The sequence below is a fragment of the Streptomyces sp. NPDC002130 genome (assembly GCF_040296465.1).
Classification (GTDB): domain Bacteria; phylum Actinomycetota; class Actinomycetes; order Streptomycetales; family Streptomycetaceae; genus Streptomyces.
On the sequence record NZ_JBEOXI010000810.1, the window covers coordinates 1 to 1,464 of the forward strand.

At 55.0% G+C, this 1,464-nt stretch carries 1 protein-coding gene and 1 rRNA gene; one reads left to right on the forward strand and one right to left on the reverse strand.

Going from position 1 to position 1,464, the window contains the following annotated elements; all coding sequences use genetic code 11:
- Positions 1-19: 19 nt before the first annotated feature.
- Positions 20-430 (reverse strand): VOC family protein, encoded by a 411-nt coding sequence (locus ABT116_RS45795; protein WP_351647091.1) that lies wholly within the window; start codon positions 428-430, stop codon positions 20-22.
- Between the two features lie 643 nt (positions 431-1,073).
- On the opposite strand from ABT116_RS45795, the gene ABT116_RS45800 reads away from it, so the two are divergent.
- A 16S ribosomal RNA gene (locus ABT116_RS45800) occupies positions 1,074-1,464 on the forward strand; the annotation flags it as partial.

The window sequence follows — 1,464 nt, forward strand, 5'->3', positions numbered from 1 at the left end:
TTACTGCTGTTGCTCTGCGTTACTGCTGAGGAACAGTCGCAGCCGGGTCCATCCACATGACCTCCCAGACGTGATTGTCGAGGTCGCGGAATGCGCGTCCGTACATGAAGCCGTGTTCCTGGGGCTCCATCCACTTGCTACCGCCGGCAGCAATCGCCGCATCGACAAAAGTGTCGACTTCCTCCCTGCTGTCGGCCGACACACACATCAGTGCTTCACGAGCTTTCGACGTGTCACAGATGTCGTCGGCGATGAAGTCCCCGAATCGCGGTTCGTTCAGGAACATGACGGTGGCGGAATCACTGACGATCATCGAGACGGTGTTCTCGTCACTGAACATGTCGTTGAACTCGAAGCCGAGCCCGCTGAAAAATGCCCGGGTAGCGGCGACGTCCTTGACCGGCATGTTGACGAAGAGAAGACGAGACATGGGTGGCTCCTTGAAGTCGGTTGACTGATTACTGAACGCTTCGGTTCCTGTTGGTTCCTGCTCATACAGACCGCAGTGGGCGCAGAAAGTCATCGCGAGAAGCAAAAATTCGAGAAAAGTATCGGCTGTTAACCCGCGTCAGCGCTCTGACCTGGCGATTTGGTGTTGTGTTGATCTTCGCGTAACTTTGTCCAGGTCAGAGCGACACGGACACCGACTCCCACCTGCGAGGGTGAGTGACACGAGGTTGTACGAAGTGCCTGGCGAACACAATCCAGTTCGATTTCGACGGGGTTCCGGTTTGCGCCGGTGACTTGGTTGGGATAGGCTGGAAAAGTTGCCCCGGAGCGGCGGCCATAGGGTCGTGGTGATGGTGTGTGCGTGTTCTTTGAGAACTCAACAGTGTGTCGATGAATGTCAGTGCCAAAATTAATTTGGTACTTCACATGTCGGATGATGTTCCGGGCCTTCGGGTTTCGGTTCTGATGTTCGGGGTGTGAGTATTTTTCGTCGGTGATTGTTCATTCTTCCGTCTGAATGGTTGCCGACACATTTTTTGCTAGTTGAGTTTTTTTGCTAGTGATTTGACTCTTTTTGTCTATGACTGATTAGCCGGCCTTCGGGTTGGTGATATCTAGAGTCTTCAACGGAGAGTTTGATCCTGGCTCAGGACGAACGCTGGCGGCGTGCTTAACACATGCAAGTCGAGCGGTAAGGCCTTTCGGGGTACACGAGCGGCGAACGGGTGAGTAACACGTGGGTGATCTGCCCTGCACTTCGGGATAAGCCTGGGAAACTGGGTCTAATACCGGATATGACCTCCTATCGCATGGTGGGTGGTGGAAAGATTTATCGGTGCAGGATGGGCCCGCGGCCTATCAGCTTGTTGGTGGGGTAATGGCCTACCAAGGCGACGACGGGTAGCCGACCTGAGAGGGTGACCGGCCACACTGGGACTGAGACACGGCCCAGACTCCTACGGGAGGCAGCAGTGGGGAATATTGCACAATGGGCGAAAGCCTGATGCAGCGACG